Source organism: Flavobacterium sp. WG21 (assembly GCF_000335775.1).
Taxonomy (GTDB): Bacteria; Bacteroidota; Bacteroidia; order Flavobacteriales; family Flavobacteriaceae; genus Flavobacterium; species Flavobacterium tructae.
Map to the genome: position 1 here is coordinate 49,720 of NZ_AMYW01000007.1, position 23,068 is coordinate 72,787.

12 protein-coding genes are annotated in these 23,068 nt (G+C 38.1%); 10 read left to right on the forward strand and 2 right to left on the reverse strand.

Annotated elements, in window-relative coordinates; genetic code table 11:
- Positions 1-26 precede the first annotated feature (26 nt).
- Positions 27-1,619 carry a magnesium transporter MgtE N-terminal domain-containing protein gene (locus tag C245_RS0107625; protein WP_017495994.1) on the reverse strand — a complete coding sequence of 531 codons (1,593 nt, stop codon included), beginning with the start codon at positions 1,617-1,619 and terminating at the stop codon, positions 27-29.
- Between the two features lie 17 nt (positions 1,620-1,636).
- Positions 1,637-3,112 (reverse strand): nitrate/nitrite transporter, encoded by a 1,476-nt coding sequence (locus tag C245_RS0107630; RefSeq protein ID WP_017495995.1) that lies wholly within the window; start codon positions 3,110-3,112, stop codon positions 1,637-1,639.
- Between the two features lie 1,326 nt (positions 3,113-4,438).
- Between C245_RS0107630 and C245_RS0107640 the strand changes: the two genes are divergently transcribed.
- From C245_RS0107640 to C245_RS0107700, 10 genes are all read left to right on the forward strand, one after another.
- Positions 4,439-7,513 carry a TonB-dependent receptor gene (locus C245_RS0107640; RefSeq protein ID WP_255348298.1) on the forward strand — a complete coding sequence of 1,025 codons (3,075 nt, stop codon included), beginning with the start codon at positions 4,439-4,441 and terminating at the stop codon, positions 7,511-7,513.
- 16 nt (positions 7,514-7,529) lie between these two features.
- The gene (locus C245_RS0107645) at positions 7,530-9,002 is read left to right on the forward strand and encodes a RagB/SusD family nutrient uptake outer membrane protein (protein ID WP_017495998.1); all 1,473 of its coding nucleotides are present in this window, start codon (positions 7,530-7,532) and stop codon (positions 9,000-9,002) included.
- Between the two features lie 28 nt (positions 9,003-9,030).
- Positions 9,031-10,950, forward strand: a complete 1,920-nt coding sequence (locus C245_RS0107650) for an arylsulfatase (RefSeq protein ID WP_017495999.1) — start codon at positions 9,031-9,033, stop codon at positions 10,948-10,950.
- 195 nt (positions 10,951-11,145) lie between these two features.
- On the forward strand, positions 11,146-12,216 hold the full coding sequence (locus C245_RS0107660) for a sterol desaturase family protein (protein ID WP_017496001.1): 1,071 nt from the start codon (positions 11,146-11,148) through the stop codon (positions 12,214-12,216).
- A 5-nt stretch (positions 12,217-12,221) separates the two neighbouring features.
- Positions 12,222-12,941 (forward strand): thioredoxin domain-containing protein, encoded by a 720-nt coding sequence (locus C245_RS0107665; RefSeq protein ID WP_017496002.1) that lies wholly within the window; start codon positions 12,222-12,224, stop codon positions 12,939-12,941.
- 80 nt (positions 12,942-13,021) lie between these two features.
- Positions 13,022-14,284 carry a YeiH family protein gene (locus tag C245_RS0107670; RefSeq protein ID WP_017496003.1) on the forward strand — a complete coding sequence of 421 codons (1,263 nt, stop codon included), beginning with the start codon at positions 13,022-13,024 and terminating at the stop codon, positions 14,282-14,284.
- 191 nt (positions 14,285-14,475) lie between these two features.
- Complete coding sequence (locus tag C245_RS0107675; protein ID WP_017496004.1) at positions 14,476-16,131, forward strand: arylsulfatase; 1,656 nt, start codon at positions 14,476-14,478, stop codon at positions 16,129-16,131.
- Positions 16,132-16,815: 684 nt separating this feature from the next.
- Positions 16,816-17,736 (forward strand): family 2A encapsulin nanocompartment shell protein, encoded by a 921-nt coding sequence (locus C245_RS0107685; RefSeq protein ID WP_017496006.1) that lies wholly within the window; start codon positions 16,816-16,818, stop codon positions 17,734-17,736.
- Entirely contained in the window at positions 17,720-19,657 is a 1,938-nt protein-coding gene (locus tag C245_RS0107690; RefSeq protein WP_017496007.1) for a family 2A encapsulin nanocompartment cargo protein cysteine desulfurase, read from the forward strand. The genes C245_RS0107685 and C245_RS0107690 overlap by 17 nt, the downstream gene beginning before the upstream one ends.
- A 394-nt stretch (positions 19,658-20,051) precedes the next feature.
- Complete coding sequence (locus C245_RS0107700; protein ID WP_017496009.1) at positions 20,052-23,060, forward strand: TonB-dependent receptor; 3,009 nt, start codon at positions 20,052-20,054, stop codon at positions 23,058-23,060.
- The last annotated feature ends 8 nt before the right edge of the window (positions 23,061-23,068 follow it).

A 23,068-nucleotide genomic window follows, 5' to 3' on the forward strand; every position in this document is an offset into this window, starting at 1 on the left:
TTAATTTTAAATTTAATGATTACTAATTAACTTGGTTTCTCACAATTTTTACGATTGTAAAACCACCAATTGATACCTGTAGCTAATATAGTGAAAATTGAAACACCAATAAAAAACTGATTTACAGTACCATTAGCCGAAATATTATTACCTATTAATTTAGAAAATATAAAAGGTCCAAATGCGGCAATCGCAGCTGTCCAGCCGATAACTCCTGCTGCCTGACGCTGATTTTCTTTAAAAATAATTGGGTATTGTCTGAAGGTACCTGCATTTCCAATTCCTGTAAAAAAGAACATTGCAAAAATTACCGTTACAAAAAGTGGAAATTGATCCATACTTGTTGGAGCGACTAATCCTTGTGTCACCAATATAATTGCACCGGCCAAAATTCCCAAACCTGTAATGGTGGTTAAAATCGCACCTCCTACTTTATCAGCTACAAATCCAAAAGCGATTCGGCTTGCGGAACCAATCAATGGGCCATAAAAGGCAAATACTAACGGATCTGGTGCATTTGGAAAATCTCCGTATAAAAATTTAATCATTAAGGGAAATGCAGCAGACAATCCTGCGAAAGTTCCAAATGTCATTACATATGTTATGGTACAATACCAGGTATGTTTGTTCGAAAAAATATCCAATTGCTCTTTAATTGAAGCTTGCATGGGTATGCTTCTCAAGTAAAACCAACTTACAAATGACAGTACTATTAAGAATGGTACAAACCAAAATGCCGCCGATTGTAAATAAATAGGAGTATTTTTAACTGCCGTATTTTCGGGATTGATATTGTTTAATATCTTTTCTGCTAATTTAGGATTTGCATTGGCAATTGCTTTTGCTTTTGCTTTCAACGGTAATGCTGTAAATACGACGGTATTATCTGTAGATTTTACAGCTGTCGTTACTGAATCAATTACAGTTTTCTTTACGTTTGCCAGTATTTTTGTTTGCACTTCACTATCGAGCGCTCCAAAAACTTCTTTTTGTTTTTCATGGGTTGAATTTTGAAAAACGGTTATCGCCTCTTTATGATCTATACTTGTAAATACAGTCGACGCTCCGTAAATCCCTACACTAATAACAAGCGGTGTAATAAACTGGGCAACCGAAACTCCAAAATTCCCTATTCCCGCCTGTATTCCTAAGGCGGTTCCTTTTAGTCTTTGGGGAAAAAACAAACTGGTACTTGGCATATAAGACGAAAAATCTCCTCCACCAAAACCAGTTGTGAATGCTAAAACAGCAAAAACCCAAAATGGTGTGGTTATATCCATAACAGCAAAACCAATTCCTATTACAGGTATTAACTTAATGGCTGTTGCAAAGGATATTACGTGACGTGTTCCATATATGGGGAGTATAAATGTGTGAATAATTCTTAAAAAACCAGCAGCTAATCCCGGTATTGCTGTTAACCAGAATAACTGATCTTTAGAAAAATTAAACCCTAATCCGGGTAATTTTACTGCAATTACGCTCATCATAAACCAAGAGGCAAATGATAAAATTAAAGTTAGCGTTGTAATCGTTAATGTCCTCCAGGCAATTTTACTTCCGCCAGCATTCCAAAATGCTTCATCTTCAGGACTCCATTTATCTAACCAAGTTTTCATATATCTGTTATTAAATTTTAATGATTGTTTTCAATTTCTCTGGTAAAATTGGGTAATTTAGATCGGGTTGCATTGATGATTGTTCGGTGCATCCAAAGAAGGCAAAGCACTGAGACGATAAAGATAAATATCCATGAACTGGTCCAGAGTCCGGTATAATTAAGAAGGTAGCCAAAGATAATGGGTCCGGCAAAACCACCAAGTCCACCAATTAAACCAACCATTCCGCCAACAACACCTACTTCGTTTGGAAAATATTCCGGGATATGTTTGTAAACTGCGGCTTTACCAATTCCCCATGAAATACCAATAAAAATGACTAAAACAACATACACCCAAAGATTAGCACTAAACTTAATTTGAGTAATCCCCTGCGCCAGCAGCTCTTTCTTTTTGACTTCCTGATTTTGTTTGACTACAATTTCCTGCCAGGAGTTTTTTACGGGGAAAATAGCGGCATCATGATTGTCTGAAGTTTCTTTTTTATTTATTTTATATTCTTTCCCATTTACCACGACTGCATCTGACAAAACCTCAGTAACTACGCCATTATTGGATGCCAAAACTCCGGGACCTGCTGTTAAGATTTCCATTTTGGGAAACATCAGTAAAAAACTAATCACTATTGAAGATCCTAAAACCCAATACATCACTTTTCTCGCTCCAAATTTATCCGACAAATAACCGCCAAAAGCTCTAATTACTCCTGATGGAAGACTAAAGAGAGTGGCAAACATTCCTCCCATTACCAAAGTGGTATGATAGACGTTCATGAAATTTGGAAGAAGCCATTGTGAATAGGCTACAAAAAAACCAAAAACTAAAAAGTAATACGCTCCAAAACGCCAAACCCTGACATTCTTAAGAGGCGACAATAGTTCGCCCATTGTTTTTGAAACTCCTATATTGGTTTTGTTTTTTGCAAAAACAATAAAAAGTATCCCTATAACAACAAGTGTTATAGCATAAATAACCGGAAGTGTTTTCCAACCGTTTACAGGATCATTTTCAGATAAATTGTTTAGTAATGTAGGCGCAACAAAAGTTGTAATTGCAGCTCCGGCATTTCCCATTCCAAAAATTCCCAGCGCACGCCCCTGCCATTCTTTTGGATACCAGATTGAAGTATACCCAATTCCTACAGCAAAGCTTGTCCCCACTAATCCAAAAAGAAAACTTAATACCGCAAAACTCCAAAATGAAGTTGCAAATGGCAGTAAAAATAATGGGATTGAACACAATAGCAGCAGTATTGAGAATACTATTTTTCCTCCGTACTTGTCTGTCAAAATACCTATTGGAAGACGAAAGACAGAACCTGAAAGAATTGGAATTCCTAAAAGCCATCCTGTTTCTACAACGGTGAAGTTAAATATTCCTTTATCGACTAGATACGTAACTAAAACACCATTTAAGGTCCAGCATGCAAAACAAATCGTAAACGCAAGTGTATTTAAAAATAAAATTCGGTGGGATTGAGATAGATTATTCATATAGAAATATTAAAATATTCAATTCTTGATTACATTGAGTACTCACTTCCTCAATTAAATACAAAATTAAACCGTTAGACTCTCTCAAACTATGACATATATCATAATAAAAGACAATACCATCCTTAATCTAAAAAACAAAAAAATACCTGAATACTTATACTATAAAAAACAGCTTAACCGCTCTACCAAAAAAATTAGAGACGCTGTCTATTGAAATCTGCCTATCAAATTGATTTCATTTTACCGCCCTAAAACAACAGTGCTCTTTCTTTTACCAGCTCTTTTTCATTAATCGAAAAAAGATGCCTTTTTAGGTTTTGAGTAAAAAATTAACACAATAAAAATATACAAATTTTACCATTAAAAACTTAATTACTAATTATTTATACAATATCTTTCTTTCAATACCACATTTCAAGACAAAAAATACATTTCCGAACCAATATTTTTATATTGAAGCCCTATCTACATATGGTAACTTTTTTATAAAAATCTTCTTTTGTAAACTAAAATGACTTTTTGCTGACGTTTTTTCTTTATTTTAAAATGAGATAAGACCTTAAAAATTAGAAAATTAAGTATAAAGTACTACATTTTTTAATGGTAAAAATACAAGCACATACTTTTTTACAACCTCTTACAAAAAACAACAACTTATTAAAAATCAATAAGTTAAACTTAATTCCTGAATAAAAAACACCAAATGCATCTATCTTTTTCAAAAAAAATAAACAAATTTTTGGTTTTTATTATATTAAAATTAACTTTGTCTATAGGATTAGTAGAGTTTAAAATAATATTTGAAACCAAAAAAATCATATTTTGAAAACAACCGAAAGCAGATCGTATTACATTCTTCCTAAAAAATATACTTATAACACTTTTTGTTATATGTGCTTCTGTTGCTAAAACTCTGTCCTTTTTTTCGTTTGCCTTCGATTTCTCTTTTACATCGAATCGTTTTAAAAACGAATTTTTAAATACACACAAGATTCCATATTGAAATTTCAAAGTCTATTTGACACATTCGTTTGTATCAAAAAGAGCACTGAAACTATACCTATATCTTAAAAAAAAATGACTAACCATTAAAAAAAACAAAATGAAAAACATGCATAGCTGTTGCTGTAAATAAAAAAAGCCATTTCTGCGGCAACAGAAATGGCAAGGCTTAAAGAATATTTATCACTAAACCAAGAATACGATCAGAGAGTTGAAAATTCAACTTTCAGGGCTTCTTGTTAATTACTTAAACCAGTACAAAGAAATGAAAAAAAATTAAAAATATACTCATTCCTATTTCTCCTGCTCCTATCGGCGGGAATTAATGCCCAAAATACAACACCTCTTATTCAATCGAAACTCGACGGAACGGTCGTAGATGATATCACCAACCAGCCTATTATTGGTGCTTCGGTAGTGATTAAAGGAACTACACACGGCGTTCAGACGGATGCCGAAGGAAAATTTTATTTTCAAACGGGACAGAAATTCCCTTACACCTTAATTGTAACCTACATCGGATACAAAAAATCAGAGATTATAGTCGAAAAGAATCCGATCACTATTCATTTAAAAGAAGAACGTCAGGAACTGGATGAACTGGTAGTTGTTGGCTACGGATCTCAAAAAAGAAAAGACATTACAGGTTCGGTCGCTTCAGTTCCAAAAGCCAATTTAAGTCAGGTGACCTCATCGGCAGATAACTTACTTCGGGGAGCAATACCGGGAGTGGTAGTCACGCAAAGTTCGGGTCGTCCCGGTGCTTCCTCCAGTGTTCGAATTAGGGGTGGAAACTCAATTACGGCCGGTAACGAACCGCTTTATGTGGTGGATGGAATTTTAATCTATAATGACAATAACAACAGTACGGCCGGAGTTGCCAATGCAGGAGCTACTGTCAATGTCCTGTCGACGATTAATCCCGGTGATATCGAATCTATTGAAGTACTAAAAGATGCTTCTGCAACTGCTATTTACGGATCACGCGGGGCAAACGGCGTGGTGATTATCACTACTAAAAAGGGAACAAAAGGTCAGGATAACATTTCTTATCAGGGCTATATTGGATTTCAGAATGTCTCGAAAAAGCTGAACTTAATGAATGCCAGCCAATGGGCCAGCTTACGTAATGATGTTCAGGCCAGTATTGGTCAGGCGCCTTCTTTTTCTGCTGCTCAGATCGAAGCTTTAAAAACTTCAGGAGGATACGACTGGCAATCGGCAGCTTTTAGAACTGCCGCGCCGATTCAAAATCATCAATTGTCGTTTTCGGGAGGTGATGATCGTTCAAGATATGCAATTTCTGCGGGGTATTTTCAACAGGATGGAATTGTAATTGCCTCTGATTTTAAGCGTATTTCGTTACGTGTCAACTACGAAAGAAACTATTCTCCCAATTTTAAATTTGGTGTGAATGCCAACTACAGCAATTCGGTTGCAAATGGTATTGGTACAAATGGCGGTTCTTCTGCCGGAAGGCAACCTAATCCGTTAGTGGTTGCTTTGTATCAGCCACCCGTAGTTCCGATCAAAAATCCTGACGGAAGCTATAACCTGACCAATAATCCCTATGCAACGGCTGTAAACGGAATAATTGCCAATCCGATAAATGATCTTGTGAGTACGACCAACGAAACTAAAATCAACAGGATTCTGACTAGTTTATTCGGTGAATATAAAATCACCAAAAAGCTTACTGCAAAAGTTGCTGTCAGTGGTGATGTCATGAATACCAAGCAAAATTACTACGCTCCGGCAACCACCACTACCGGTGCAGGAACAAAAGGCTTTGGTTCTGTTGGAGACCGATTGGTGAGCTCTGTACTGAATGAAAACACTTTAAACTATAACACTAATTTTGGCGATAATCATAAATTTTCAGCCTTGGGCGGGTATACGCTTCAGTACACACAAGGCGAAGTGGTGAATGCAGGAGCTCAATTCTTTGTAAACGATGCCAATACTTACAATGCTTTACAAGACGGTGTTCCGGTAAAACCTTCTACAGATGCTTTCGAAAGTGTCTTAAAATCCTGGCTGACCAGAATCAATTATTCGTACAAAGGAAAATACAACTTTACGCTTTCCGGCCGTGCGGACGGATCTTCAAGATTTGGTTCAAAATCACTTTGGGGTTATTTCCCATCAGCTGGATTTTCCTGGAATATCACAGAGGAATCTTTCGCAAGCCATATTAAAGGCTTAACGGAAGCGAAACTAAGAATAACTGCCGGAACTACCGGTAATCAGGAAATTGGAAATTACCTTTCTCTGGCTCAGATGGGTTCTGTAAATTATGCTTTCGGAGGAACACTGCAAACTGGTTTAGCTCCTACCCGACTGGCCAATTCAGATTTGAAATGGGAGAAAACAAATCAATACAATGTAGGATTGGATTTGTCTTTATTAGACCGCAAAATCAATTTTGTATTTGATGTATATTACAAAAAAACAAACGATTTACTAATCAATGTACCTGTTCCGCTGATTTCAGGATATGCTTCTGTATTACAAAACATTGGGGGTGTTGAAAATAAAGGTATCGAGATTGGTCTGATCACGGAAAATCTAAAAACAGAAAACTTTTCATGGAATTCTAACTTTGTTTTCTCTGCCAATAAAAACAAAGTAGTGGCTATCGGAAACGGAGTGGATCAATTTTTTCCGGTAGTACCAAACGGATCTTTATTACAGCAGCAACCCGTAACTGTAAAAGTAGGATTGCCTCTGGGAACTTTCTGGGGATACAAAACCAATGGCATTTTCCAGACGCAGGAAGAAGTCAATACTCAGCCTAAAATCAACAGTTTAGCCAATACAAAAATTGGAGACCGAAGATATGTAGATACTAACGGAGATGGTGTAATTACAGCTCTTGACAAAGGAAATCTTGGAAGTTCACAACCAAAATTTGTCGCAAGCTTTAGCAACACAATTTCCTATCATGACTTTGATCTTAACTTTTCTTTTCAGGGATCTTATGGCGGTAAAGTATTCAACGCTTTAAATCAGCAATTGGAAATTTCGACTTTGGGTACCAATGCGAATGTAACTTTAGACGACCGTTGGACACCAGCAAATCCGAGCAACGAAGTTCCAAGAGCCACCAGTTCTCCATTGGGGATTGTTTCAGAACGTTATATTGAAGATGCTTCTTTCTTAAGATTAAAACTAATCACTTTGGGGTATACTTTACCGAAAAGCCTTTCCAAAAGACTGGGTGCTAAGAGCGTTAAATTTTATGTCTCTGCCGAAAACTTAATCACATGGACCAAATACACAGGATACGATCCTGAAGTAAGCTCCTACGAACAAAACAACTTATACCCGGGAATTGATTTTGGCGCTTATCCCAATTCAAAAACATTCATCTCAGGTCTGAACGTAACTTTTTAAGTAAAAAAAATATAAAATGAAAAAGATTTTTATAACATTCCTATTGAGTGCCGGACTATTGGTATCGTGCACTGATCTAGAGGTCACACCTACCTCATTTGTAACCGAAGACAATTATTTTAAAACTCAGGACGATGCCCTTGCTAGTGTGACTGCTGTTTATGCTTCATTGAGCCTTGATCCGGGAGAGCAGAGTTTATTTGGTCGAAATTTATATTTCCTGACTGACATGGCATCTGATTATGCTGCAGCGGGAGTTTCTGCAACCAATCCGCAGGTGAGAGCTTTAAGCAGCCTAACTCATGATGCAACTTCTGATCGTGTTCAGGTGGCGTGGCGTCAAATCTATGCCGGAATAAACAGAGCCAATGTTGCTATCGATAATATACCAAAAGTAGCCGGTTCAGACGCCGTTAAAAACAGATTGATTCTCGAGGCTAAATTCATCCGGGGCTTATTGTATTTTCAGGCAGTACGTCTTTGGGGCGGAGTTCCAATTGTGTTGCACGAGCCTACTTCTATTCAATTGGAAAGTTTAAAATCGAAACGAGCCACTGTAGCGGAAGTTTATACCCAGATTATTTCAGATTTAAAAGATGCTGAAGCTTTACCATCCACTTATCCTGCAACAGATACAGGACGTGCTACATCGGGAGCGGCAAAAGCCATTCTAACAAAGGTTTACCTTACCAGAAAAGACTATCCGAATGCTATTATAAAAGCCAGAGAAGTCATCAATGGCGGTTATGGATATGCGCTTTTTGAAAATTTCCAGGATATTTTTACTAAAACCAAAAAGAACGGGAAAGAACACATTTTCTCCGTTCAGTTTGAACCCAACCAAGCTGGAAACGGCTCCAGCGGAAGTACTTTTCAAGCCACTTCTTTTACAGGATTCACGGCTACAGAACCTGCCGATATTATTTCGGATGTTGCTTTGTTTTATGATATTTATGCTGCCGGCGATACCAGAAGAGATGTAAGTTATGCCAAACAATTACCAATTCCCGGTACCGCAAACGTGTATACTTTTCCGAAACCGATCTTCAAAAAGTATCTGGATTTAACGAATCTGGCCACACCATCCAACGTAGCCATCAATTTTCCGATAATTCGTTATGCCGACATTTTATTGTCTTTAGCGGAAGCCATAAACGAACAGGGAGCACCAACTCCCGAGGCCTACGAGTTAATCAATCAGGTAAGAAGAAGAGCTTTCGGAAAACCAATTAACACACCGGATGTTACGGTTGACTTAACCGGATTAACGCAAACGTCTTTCAGGGCTGCCCTACAGGAAGAGCGCAAAAAAGAATTTGTTCAGGAAGGACAACGCTGGTTTGATTTGGTTCGCTGGGGAACTTTGGTTACCGAAGTCAAAAAAGTACTGGCTAAAAATTCTGTTTCCGAACGAAATAATTTATACCCGATTCCACAAAGCGAAAGAAACATCGATCCAATCGGATTACCACAAAACCCCGGATATTAATTAACACAACCCTAAAAACTAATAGATTATGAAAAATTTAAAACCCAATAGTAAAATTAAAAGTCCGCAAAAAGGACTTTTATTTACTGCGTTGCTTGCAGCACAATTTAGTTTTGCGCAAAACAATCCGAATGCTGATTTTAAAGGCGTTATAGGCAAAACTTTAGCCGATTCGAAAGAATATTGGCCTGAGCCTGTAAAAGCACCAACGGGTGCCCCGAATATTGTCTGGATCTTACTGGATGATGTTGGATTTGGTGCCTCTAGTGCTTTTGGAGGCCTTATTCAAACGCCCACTTTTGACAATCTGGCCAATAATGGTTTACGCTACACCAATTTTCACACTACAGCCATTTGTGCTCCTACCCGTTCTGCTATTTTAACCGGAAGAAATTCGGGAAAAGTACATGTAAGCGGGTTCTCTCACACCGTTTTATCGGCCGGTTTCCCTGGTTGGGACGGAAGAATTCCATCTGATAAAGGTACGATTGCCGAAATCCTGAGAGACAAAGGATACAATACTTTTGCTGTAGGAAAATACGGTTTGACTCCTGATGAAGAAGCGACTGATGCCGGACCATTTGACAGATGGCCTACCGGGAAAGGCTTCGAACACTTCTACGGTTTCTTAGGATCACAAACCGATCAGTACAAACCTGATTTGGTAGAAGACAACGCACATGTTACTCCTGACGGAAGACATTTAACTGATCAGATTACAGACAAAGCCATTAGCTATATCACCAAACAGCACAAAGCCGCACCGGACAAACCTTTCTTTTTGTACTATGCACCGGGCGCTGTTCACGCACCTCATCAGGTGGCAGAATCCTGGAGCGAACCTTATAAAGGAAAATTTGATGAAGGCTGGGATGCTTATCGCGAAAAAGTACTGGCCAACCAGAAAAAATTAGGTGTAGTTCCTGCTAACGCTGTATTGCCGGAGCGTAACCCATTGATTACCGACTGGAAAAAACTAACACCCGATCAAAAGAAAGTATACGCGCGATTCATGGAAGTCTATGCCGGATATCTTACCTATACTGATCATGAAATTGGACGTATCGTCGAGCATTTAAAACAAACCAATCAACTCGATAATACTTTAATTTTTGTGGCAATTGGTGACAATGGTGCCAGTAAAGAAGGTACTACACAAGGAACCATCAACCAAAGTCTGTTTGCTCAGGGTGGATCTGATGAAGAAAATCTTCAGAAAAACTTAAACAACATTGGTGAAATCGGAACGGCAAAAGGACTCAATACCAATTATCCGTTGGGATGGGCTCAGGCCACCAATGTTCCGTTTAAAAACTGGAAACAAGATGCACAATCGGAAGGGGGAACGCGCAATCCGTTGATCGTTTTTTATCCGAAAGGAATTAAAGACAAAGGCGGAATCAGAAATCAATACAGCCACGTAACCGATCTGCTGCCGACAACTTTAGACATTGCCGGAATTAAAGCTCCGGAATATATCAGAGAAATAAAACAGGATACCATTCAGGGGTCTACTTTTTTTGCTTCGCTAAACGATGCCAAAGCACCTTCTTTGCATACCGTTCAGTACTACTATATTTTCGGAAACAGAGCCATCTACAAAGACGGTTGGAAAGCGGGAGCAGCTCACCTCCCGGATTCTTTTGCGGTAAAAAAATCATTGGGTAAAAACGAAAAACCGGCCGAAAGTAATTTTGACACAGACGTATGGGAATTGTACAACCTGAACGAAGATTTCAACGAACGTAACGATCTGGCTAAAAAATATCCTGAAAAATTAGCCGAACTTAAAAAACTGTTTGATGAACAAGCCAAAGAAAACAATGTTTATCCATTGATTGACTGGCAGGACGTGTACAACAGAAGAATACACAACACCACAGCCGACAAAGGAAAAACATTACAGGATCTCATCCAACAGGCTACCAGACCCGGAAATTCAAAATAATTAACCCAATAAAGATTCAGGTCTTTTGTCAATGTATTAAAGACCTGAATCTCTTTCAATTCCAATCCACATGAAAAAAACAGATTATGAAATTATAGGAAAAAAAATACTCGTGGGTGCGATTGTTTTTTTAGTTCCGCTACTCATTCTGGCGGGAGGTTTAACTTTAATTAGCAACTTTTTAAAATAAAAATCATGGCAGCAACAGCTTATAATTCAAAAAGTAAACTAACCAGAGATTTAAGTATTAGTCTCTTCCTTTATGCACTGCCTGTCCTGGCAATCTTTCTGTATTTCAAACTAACAAATGGTGCGATCGCACAATCACATATTGCCTTACCATCATTTTTAGAATTTATCAAACCGGCTTTCGAAAACATCAGAACCTGGGGATTAACCGCTTTTATGGTGATTCTGGGGATTATCGAATTTACAGCAGGTTTATACGACGATCAATGGACGGGTCAGGAACGCAAAGTAGATATCATTTGTTTTCTGGCTCCTAAATTGCTTTTGCCTCCGGTAATTGCTTTTTTCAGTCTTACTGCATTACCGTATTTAATTCCCAATCTTGCCAACTCGCTTTCATGGGTTCCGTTTTGGGGAGGTTTTTTCCTGATCGCAGTAGCCGATGATTTAACGCAGTATTGGTACCACCGCTTACACCATCAGGTTCCTTTTTTATGGCGTTTTCACCGAACGCACCACTCCGCTCCGTACATGGGCATGGCGATGGCTTCCAGACAAAACTTTATTTATACGGTTTTCTTTTCGCAGATTTACTTAACGGCAACTTTAACATTTTTAGGTTTAGGATTACCTGCATTGTTTGTATTAGTGATCAAAAGTTTTATCACTTTAGGCGCTCACTCCAGTATTGCCTGGGACAAACCCTTTTACAAATACAAAGTTTTACATCCAATTGCATGGGTTTTAGAACGTTTAATTTCGACTCCTGCAACTCATCACGCACATCATGCGGATACCAGCGGTGATGGTGTAGGACATTTTAAAGGGAACTTTGGTAATATGTTTTTTATCTGGGATATGATCTTCGGAACAGGTTTAATCACCAGAAAATTTCCAAAATCGTACGGAATGAAGTCCTACAAACAAGAAGAATGGTACGCCCAGTTTCTTTGGCCCATCTTCAAATCCAAAAAAGAAGGAAGTGCTTTGGCTGAAGGAGTGTTAGCTGTTCCAATACGCCAAAAAGTAGAAAAAACAGTACCCAATCAGGCTTACTATGAGCAGGTTCAATCTTAAAAATCATGATAAAAAATAAAACAATCCAAAACAGTATCGCCATTGTGATACTGTTTTTATCCGGAATTAGTTTTGCACAGCAAAAAGCATCCAACACCGTCTCATTAGACGTCTTTTATGCTAAAATTCAAAGCGAAAAAAAACCACAGATCATTGATGCACGCGGTCCTGAAGAATTTGCTCTTAATCATATCAATGGAGCACAAAATTTTAATTTGGAATCGAAAGATTATGCCAAACGCATTGCTGCCTTAGATAAAACAAGACCGGTTTTTACCTACTCTATTGGTGCAGGAAGAAGTGTCTGGCTCGCAGATGAATTACTTAAAAACGGTTTCAAAGAAGCTTATAGTTTAGAAGGCGGAATTGCCAACTGGATTGGAAACGGAAAACCTTTTTACTCCAATTCAAAAAGCAAACTAACCTTAGTCGAATACAATAAAATCATTTCAGAAAACAATGATGTTCTCGTTGATATTGGTTCTGTTTACTGCGGCGCCTGCAAAAAGGTAAAACCTGTTTTAGAAACCATCAGAGCACAATACGGAGCTAATTTAAAAATCGTGGAAATTGATTTGGAAGACAGCCCTCAGGTAATCGCCGACTTAAAAACAGTAAAAGTGTTCCCTACTTTGATCTTATACAAAAAAGGCAAAATTGTTTTCAAAAAAGAAGGTCTCGGAGATTTAAAAAATGATGTCGATGTTGCTTTGGCTTCCAAATAAAAACCGCTAAATAATCGCATACAAACCCGACAGATTTCAAAAACCTGTCGGGTTTAATCCAGTAAAAACAACCCTTAAAAATGTCAACCCAAACCAAACAATTTACCCTTCACGAAGACTGGACTGTCGTCGTTCTTGGATTTATCATCATCGGAATTTCTCTTTTTGTTTTTCTTCCTGAGATTCCAACTTTCAAATGGTCAACCGGAACAGATTTAGTAGTAGACGTGTTTAATTTCGGAAACCTGAAAATCATTGGCTTACAATTTATATATCTGACTGCGATTGGAACACTTGGTGCTTTTTTAATTGGAAAATCAGTCAAAAACTTTCTACTGGGTTTTCCCATCGTTTATGTGTTAACCATTTTTGCCCTGGTGATCTCCGGAAATACCACCATCAAAGGTCTAAATCTCGAAGCGGTGATTTTTAGTTTAATCATAGGTCTCTGTCTCGGTAATTTTTTCATCCTTCCAAGGTGGTTTCGTTCGTCTCTTTCAACAGAGGTATTTGTCAAAATTGGCTTGGTATTACTGGGAACCACTGTTATTTTCTCAGACATTCTAAAAGCCGGTTCACTTGGGCTTATTCAGGCTTTAGTAGTTGTACTCTCGGTTTGGTACTTTGCCTTCTGGCTGTGCAAAAAATTAAAAGTCGACGATGAATTAACCCTGATGATTTCCAGCGCGGTTTCGATTTGCGGAGTTTCCGCTGCAATTGCGACTTCGGGTGCCATCAAAGGCGACTCAAAAAAACTGTCTTACGTGATTTCTATTGTTTTGGTCACCGCAATACCCATGATGATTTTCATGCCCATAATTGCTAAACATTTCAACTTTCCTGAAGAGGTAACCGGAGCCTGGCTGGGCGGTAGTATTGATACTTCGGGAGCCGTTGTCGCTTCAGGCTCCTTGGTAGGCGAAACCGCTTTAAAAATTAGTACAATTGTCAAATTCTCTCAAAATGTACTCTTAGGATTAGCTGCTTTTGCCATTTCCGTTTACTGGACTTACACTCAGAACAAATCGGAAGAAGCTGTAGCATCAAAACCAACCTTAGCTGTTATATGGGAACGTTTTCCAAAATTCGTCATTGGATTTATTACCGCCTCACTCCTCTTTTCCTTTTTTTTGACTGCCGAAGTGAGAGACGAAGTAAAAGACGGCCTAAAAAACCTGCAAGGCATTTGGTTTGCCCTTGCTTTTACCAGTATCGGACTGGAAACCAAATTTAAAGATTTACTGGGCAATACCAGCCGAAAACCTTTATATGCCTTTTTAATAGCACAATTGTTCAATATCATTATCACGCTGATCATTGCTTTTTTACTTTTTAAAGAATAACAATCTAAATCATTTTTCGAACACTTTAAAGCGTAACTTATTGTATCTAAAACACATTTCATTAAAAATAAATCGCAGAGTTGTTCTAAAAAACCATAATTTACTCTACTTTTTTAAAGCTATGTTTATATGTCTTAAACCGATTCAACAAAAGATAAAACCAGTTTCAGCAACTCACAACATAAATTAAAATGAAAAAAACACTTCTCACACTCCACCTCTTATTTTCGACAGTACTTTTCGTTTCCGCACAAAACAAAACCACTACCCCTTCTTCAAAACCAAACATCATCCTGATTCTGGTCGACGATATGGGCTATTCTGATTTAGGTAATTATGGTTCCGAAATAAAAACACCCAATCTTGATCAGCTAGCCAGTGAAGGTTTACGTCTTCGCGAATTCTACAACAACTCAATTTGCGCTCCAACCAGAGCCTCATTGTTAACAGGACAATACCAGCACAAAGCCGGAATGGGCTTTTTTGATATCAATCTGGGTTTGCCTGCTTATCAGGGATACCTCAACAAAGAATCTTTGACATTGGGAGAAGTTTTTCGTTCCGGAGGTTACAGTACTTTACTTTCGGGAAAATGGCACGTGGGTTCCGAAGATCAGTCGCAATGGCCTAACCAGAGAGGCTTTGATAAATTTTATGGCATCTTAAAAGGAGCTTCCAGTTATTTCGACAGCAAACCTTTGCCTTTCGGAAAAACACCTTATCCTGTCAAATTACTTCGAAACAATGAAGAACTCCATCCTAAAGACGATTCTTATTATTTTACCGATGAAATCGGAAACAACGCGGTGACTTTTCTCGACGAACAAAACAAAGAAAATAAGCCGTTCTTTCTATATTTAGCTTTTACCGCTCCGCACTGGCCGCTACAAGCAAAACCGGTAGACATTGCCAAATACAAGGGAAAATTTGACGAAGGCTGGGATGTTTTAAGAGAAAAAAGAATTGAAAAGCTAAAAGCAAATGGCATTTTATCTGCCAATCAAACCGTATCACCAAGAGATCCGGAAGTACCGGAATGGAATAAACTTACCTATGACGAAAAACAATTCTGGAAAGCCAAAATGGAAGTTTATGCCGCAATGGTAGACAATATGGATCAGAATGTGGGTAAGGTTTTGAATAAATTAAAAGCACTAAAAAAAGATAAAAACACCCTCATTATATTTATTTCAGACAATGGTGCGCAGGGCGGTTTCAATACCTACAATCCGTTAGGCAGAGGTTTAGTCCGAAATGATGGTCCAATTGGAACTTCAGGTTCCTTCGATTATCAGGAACAAAACTGGGCCTATTTATCAAATACTCCCTTACAACAATACAAAAACAATATGCACGAAGGCGGCTTCAGTTCTCCATTTATTGCCTGGTTTCCTTCAAAAATAAAAGGAGGCCGCATTGATAAAGGTACCGGGCACATTATTGACCTTGCCCCTACTTTTTATGAATTGGCCGGAATTGAATATCCAAAAGAATACAACGGTGCCAAATCGAACCCGTTGGCAGGGAAAAGTCTCCTTCCTGTATTATTTGACAATGCTTCCGAGGTCAACAGAGGAGCTCCGTTATTTTGGGAAAGAGCAGGAAACAGAGCGGTACGGGATGGAAAATGGAAACTGGTATCGATTTACCCCTCTTACGAGTGGGAACTCTATGATATCGAAACAGATCGCGGTGAAACCAATAATGTAGCCAAACAGAATCCCGGTATTGTCAATAAACTATCGGCTGCCTATTTTGATTGGGCCGATCAGACCGGAGTTGTAGAATACAGTAAATTCAAACTAAAACAGGAAGTTATGCCTGGAGGCGCTGCCTTAAAAAAGTAATTGAAGCTTCTTTTTACATTTTATAAAGCATTTAAAAAGACAGAAAAATAAGTAAAAAACAACTCTTACTTCTTTTTCTGTCTTTTTTTATATTCGAAAACCAACAAAACCAAACATCTATAAATCAGCACTTTAAAACAACCCTTATTCTATACTTTACCTGTTTTCTTGCACTCATCTGAATAAATTTTAAAAAACTTTTGGATTTTATTATTTTAAACATAACTTTGTCTATAGAATTAGTAGAGATTAAATTTTAAAAAACTACATTTTGAAAACCACTGCAAGTACATCGAATTATATCCTTCCAAAAAAATATACCTATAACACTTTTTGTTATATGTGCTTCTGTCGTTAATTCTTCCATTATTTCGTTTTGACTCGATTTCATTCCTAAAATCGAAAGTCATCCCCAAGCACAAACAGGTCCTCTCTTTGGTAACGGGCACGAAACCAGATCACCCTATCAAGCAAAAATATCATTCGCTTAAAAGCAGGTTCTGCCTTGATAAACCTTATGATTCAACAATTTAGATATTATTATACTGTAAATTAAACGGTTTTTATTTCGGGGTTTTTTAGTTTTAAGCTAAATTTACTAGTACGATAAAATTGTTTTTTTTACGAATGAAAGTTCTTAAAATACTACAGCAAAAAATAAATTAACCATTAAACCATTAAGCCATGGCTGAAACAAAACAACAACAAACAGCATTAGGAGATGTTGCAGCAAGACAATTAGCAATTGCAACACGTACCGTTCCTCAAATTGGAACAATTACACCACGTTGGTTAACGCATCTTTTGCACTGGACACCAGTAGAATCGGGTGTATTCCGTTTGAATAAAGTAAAAGACGGAAGTCACATTGAAGTAGATTGTTCAGCAAGAGACGAAAGAGTTTTACCCAATACTTTTGTCGATTATATCGATAATCCGAGAGAATATAATCTGGCGGCAGTTCAAACGATTGTTGAAGTACATACAAGAGTTTCAGATTTGTACAGTAAACCATACAATCAGATTTCTGAACAACTTAGATTGGCGATCGAAACCATTAAAGAGCGTCAGGAAAGCGAATTAATCAACAATAAAGATTATGGTTTGCTCAGCAATGTTGCGCCTTCGCAAATTATTAAAACCAGAACCGGTGCACCGACTCCGGATGATTTAGACGAACTACTAACAAAAGTGTGGAAAGAACCGGGATTCTTTTTACTACATCCTTTGGCAATTGCAGCTTTTGGCCGTGAATGTACGCGTCGTGGTGTTCCTCCTCCTACTATCTCTTTGTTTGGATCTCAATTTTTAACGTGGAGGGGAATTCCGCTTATTCCATCCGACAAATTGCCTATCAAAGACGGAAAATCAAAAATCATTTTATTGCGTACAGGAGAAAGCCGTCAGGGTGTTATCGGATTAATTCAGCCAGGATTACAAGGCGAACAATCACCGGGATTATCAGTTCGTTTTATGGGAATAAATGAAAAAGCAATTGCATCTTATCTGGTATCACTATATTGCTCACTGGCCGTATTGGTAGACGATGCCATTGCCGTTCTTGAAGATGTAGAAATTGGAAAGTACCATGAGTATAAATACTAACAACAACGGTTTACCCAACATTGAGGATTTGCAGCTTTTGGCTAACGAATTGTTCAGTGCGTTACCTAACGAATTTCCCAAAGAGATTTCGTTAAGTCCTGATCGTAATGAACATCCCCGTGCCACAAAAGTTGCAGAAACCTTCCTGAATACGGGGAACTTCAGCGGGCACAACCCGGCAGCCCTGCCCTTGCAGGATGCGCCAGCTTCACCAACTGCTTTACCAGCATTTAGCGGATTTGGAGCAGCGCCAACGGTTGCTAATTATGGCTCAGGAGCTTCGGCTTTATATCCAAATGCCGGAGCCGGATTTGATCCTCAAAGTGAAACTTCTCCATTGGGAATTTCACACGGAAATAATGTAAATGTCAACAATCCGCAAACCGGTTTTTATGACGAAAATTTTGGGAATAACGGAGCCGCTCAGCTAAATGAAGAAAGTTTTTTTTCGAAATTGTTTTTAAATAATGAATACCTGCCTTTTCAATCCCAAGGTTCTTCGTTTGAAACAGAATTAAAAGCAGCTTTGGCTTTTGTGGATACACAATTTACAAAACGTGCCCACCTTCCATTAAACGGAAATGAGATATCAAATTCGTATTACTTTTTAGAGCAAAATCCGTTTGCTTTTGATCAGAGAAATTCGAATTTAATCGTTGGGAATACTTTTGAAAAACAAGATTTTGGTAGTATTTCCGGTTCTCATTTTGATGCTAACCGCATCAAAAAAGATTTTCCTATCCTAAGAGAAACCGTAAACGGAAAACCTTTGGTTTGGTTTGATAATGCTGCTACGACGCAAAAACCGCAGTCGGTTATTGATCGTATTGCCTATTTCTACGAACATGAAAATTCGAATATCCATCGTGCTGCTCACGAATTGGCTGCCCGCGCATCGGATGCTTATGAAGCTGCCCGCGAAAAAGTAAAAACGTTCCTGAATGCCAGCTCCGTAAACGAAATTGTATTTGTTCGTGGTGCTACTGAAGGTATTAACCTTGTAGCACAAAGTTGGGGCGATTATAATTTAGTTGCTGGTGACGAGATCATTGTCAGCAATTTAGAACATCACGCGAATATTGTTCCGTGGAAACGTTTGGCAGATAAAAAAGGATTAAAACTTCGTGTAATTCCGGTTGACGATGATGGTCAACTTTTACTGGATGAATATGCAAAATTGCTGAATTCAAAAACACGTCTGGTTGCTTTTACTCAGGTATCAAATGCACTGGGAACTGTAACCCCGGCCAAAAAGATTGTCGAAATGGCTCATGCCGTTGGAGCAAAAGTTCTAATTGATGGCGCACAATCGGTTTCACACATGAAAGTTGATGTTCAGAATTTAAATCCGGACTGGCTGGTTTTCTCCGGACACAAACTTTTTGGCCCAACCGGAATTGGCGCTTTATACGGAAAGGAAGAATTACTAAATGAAATGCATCCTTACCAATCTGGTGGGAACATGATTCAGGATGTCACTTTTGAGGAAATAAAATACCACAAAGCGCCCAATCGCTTCGAAGCCGGAACGGGAAATATTGCCGATGCAATTGGCCTTGGGGCAGCAATAGATTATGTGACAAAACTAGGAATAGATGCGATAGGCCAATACGAACATCAGTTGTTAGACTATGCGACAAAATTGCTAAAAGAAATCCCGGGCGTTCGATTGATCGGTACAGCAGCAAACAAGGCAAGCGTTCTTTCATTTAATTTGCAAGGCTACACAAACGATCAGGTGGGACAAGCCTTAAATAAAGAAGGTGTTGCAGTACGAACCGGACATCATTGTGCGCAGCCTATTTTGCGAAGAATGGGAGTCGAAACTACTGTTCGTCCGTCTCTTGCTTTTTACAATACCACTGAGGATGTTGATACTTTTATCAAAACCTTATGGGAACTTAAAAAAGTTAAATTTTAAAAAAACAACATCGAGAAATAACAAGTTAGAGCTCTTTAAAAAAAATAATTACTTTTTTTAATATTTTGAGTAGTTATTTCCAAAAGCGATTGTTTCAACACAATCGCTTTTTTTGTTTGAAAAATTAAACTTTAAAAAATAATCAAACAAAACGTAAATCATCAAACATAAAATTACAATTTTAGCTAAATATTAAGATTTAAAACATCTTAATAGTAATTTAATTACACAATAAGCAACAAAGTGTTTTATTTTTTTCTAAAAATAGTAAATTAAAACCATTTTGTTACAAATGTCACAAAAACAATTGTTTTAGTGATATTAAATGTTAAATAAAGACTACTTATTAACAGAAAATTAAGACATTTGAAAAACTAACCAAAAATATTTACAAATGAAAATCAACTTTAAGTTTTTTTTGGGGCTATTGATCACATTATTTATGCAAATAGCCAATGCGCAGGAAGGATCTATTACAGGGAAAGTTACTGACTCAAAACGAGTTCCGCTTCCGGGAGTTAACATTCTTGTAAAAGGAACAAAAGTCAGTACTCAAACTGATTTTGACGGAAATTTTAAAATAACAGCAAAAAAAGGAGACGTACTAACAGTAAGTTATGTCAGTTTTGCAACTGTACACGTCCCTGCCTCCAATTTAATGACCGTTCAACTGGTCGAAACACAAAATGAACTGGAAGCCGTTTTGGTCGTTGGTTACGGAACACAGACCAAAAAGAATTTAACGGACAATATTGCCCGCGTTACGGCAAAAGATATCCAGCAAATACCTGTTTCAAACGTTCAAAATGCGCTGGTGGGTAAACTTGCCGGTGTACAAATCACTCAGACAAATGGTAAAGTTGAAGGTGGTATAAATGTCAGAGTTCGTGGTGCTGCCAGTATTAGTGCGGGAACGCAGCCTCTATACGTTTTAGATGGAATTCCCTTGATTACAGACAACGAATCCAGCAACGGAGCGCCGACAAATCCATTACTAACTTTGAGCCCGAATGAAATCGAGTCTATTGACGTTTTGAAAGATGCTTCTTCTGCAGCGATTTATGGTGCACGTGGAGCTAATGGAGTAGTAATCATCACTACCAAAAAAGGAAAAGACGGAAAAGGAACTTTCTCTCTTAATTTCTCGCAAGGTGTTAGCGAAGCTACTCACAAGAGAAAGTGGCTTAATGCAAAACAATATGTTGAATTAATACGCGAAGCCGGAAAAAATGTTGACGATTTGGCCTCGGTAGAAGAAGAACTAGATCGTCTGGCTCAGGGAACTGACTGGAGAAATGGAGAAATTGATACGGACTGGCAGGATATCGCCTTTCAAACGGGATATACCACCGATGCTGATTTTTCGGTTTCCGGCGGAGACGACAAAACCAGATACTTCTTTTCAGGAGCTTACAACAACACTACCGGAATTATCGACAGTAACAGTCTGGAGAGAATAACCGGAAGATCTAACTTATCTCACAAGCTATCAGATCGTTTTACTGTGGGAATGAACATTGGTTTTTCAAGAGCCATCATCAACAGAGTGCAGGATGATAACTCTTTTACATCACCTTTACAATCCGTAGCGCAGGCTCCAATATCACAGGCAAGACTGGCAGATGGAACGGCAAACCCAAATACAGAATATGCTAACTATTTATTGGCAAAAGACAATACTTTCTGGAAAACCATCATGCGCAGACTTACCGGAAAAGTTTTTGGCGAACTTAAAATAGTAAAAGGTCTGAAGTTCAATTCTGATTTTTCTTATGACTACATGACTCAGACAGAAGACTACTGGCAGGGAAAAAATGCTCCTTTTATGGCAACTGACGGTGCTGTATTTGCAACCTCAGTAAATACCGAAAATTATATTTTCAGTAACTACTTTACCTACGACAAAACATTTGCAGAAAAACACGCTCTGAATCTTGTTGCCGGTATGGAACTTAACAAGTACAACAATAGATATCAGGATGTAAACAGTATCTACTTCCCTAACGACGGTTTTCAGACGATCGACGGAGGAGCCGAAATTAATGAAGGACACGGTAGGGAAATCGATTATGCATTTGTATCTCAATTTGGAAGATTAAGCTATGCTTTTGATGGCAAATACCTGTTTAAAGCCAGTATTCGTCGTGACGGCTCTTCCCGTTTTGGAAAAAACGAACGCTATGGTGTTTTCCCTGCACTCTCTGCCGGTTGGGTAATATCAAAGGAAAATTTCCTAAAAGAAAATCCGGTTTTAACGTATTTGAAAATAAAAGGAAGCTGGGGTAAATTAGGAAATGCCGAAATTGGAAACTTTGCTTCACGCCAATTGTATCAGACAAATCCCTATAATTTAAAATCAGGACTTACCTTTGATCAGCCCGGAAATGACAATTTAACCTGGGAGAAATCGACACAAATTGATTTTGGTGCCGAACTGGGCTTTTTAGATAAAATTACTTTCGAGGCCGATTACTACCAAAAAGACACAGACGGATTGCTTTTTGATGTTCCGCTTCCTAAAAGTGCCGGTGGTGGCGATTTAGGAACCATTAGCAAAAATATCGGAAAAATCAGAAGTAGTGGTTTCGAATTCACTTTAAACACCAAAAATATCACCACCGAAAATTTTACCTGGACAACAAGTTTCAATTTAACGACCAATCAATCTAAAGTAAAATCGTTACCCAACAACAATGCCGATGTAATAAGCAGTTATACCATTAATAGAGTTGGTGAAAACATTTCGTCTTTCTATTTGGTAGAATACGCAGGGGTTGATCCCGCAAACGGAGATGCACTTTTTGTAAAAAACACAAAAAATGCCGATGGAAGCATTGACAGAAGTACCACTAATGACTATAGTGAAGCACAGAGAACCATTCTTGGGAATCCGTTTCCAACCTTAATGTCAGGACTTACCAATACGATTCTATACAAAGGAGTTGATTTTTCATTTACTTTCCAGGGAGAATGGGGCGCCAGTATTTACAACACTGCAGGAATTTATCAGTCGACAGCAGCCGATTATTTTGACAACCAGACTCTGGATCAGTTAGACCGTTGGCAAAAACCGGGAGACATTACCAATGTTCCTCAGGCGAGATTTGGCGGTACAAACGGTACCCAAAATTCGAGCCGCTATCTGGGCAAATCAGATTTCATACGTTTAAGAAACCTGACTTTAGGATATTCGTTACCTAAAAAGACAGTAAGCGACATGGGAATGAGCAATTTAAGAGTATACATGACCGCTGTAAATTTATTGACTTTTACCAATTATAAAGGTTCTGATCCTGAGTCACGAAGAGACGATATCACAAGAGCAAATCCTAATATTGGACAGGAATTTTATTCGGCTCCGCCAGCGAGAACAATTGCGATGGGAGTAAATATCAATTTTTAAATCGATCA